Annotated in this window: 1 rRNA gene; it reads right to left on the minus strand. The window is 53.2% G+C overall.

Annotation, left to right across the window (positions count from 1 at the left end):
* Positions 1-235, minus strand: a 23S ribosomal RNA gene (locus tag H6A61_RS15700); the annotation flags it as partial.

Below are 235 nucleotides of genomic sequence, written 5' to 3' on the forward strand. Positions count from 1 at the left end.
CTCAGCTCATCCAGAAGCTTTTCAACGCTTATTGGTGCGGACCTCCATCTGGTGTTACCCAGACTTCATCCTGGCCAAGGGTAGATCACTTGGTTTCGCGTCTACCGCAGCCGACTTGACGCCCTCTTCAGACTCGCTTTCGCTTCGGATCCAGGTCTCATGACCCTTAACCTTGCCGGACACGGTAACTCGTAGGTTCATTATGCAAAAGGCACGCTGTCACTCTTTGCAGAGC

It is taken from the genome of Bacteroides caecigallinarum (assembly GCF_016901995.1).
Classification (GTDB): Bacteria; Bacteroidota; Bacteroidia; order Bacteroidales; family Bacteroidaceae; genus Phocaeicola; species Phocaeicola cellulolyticus.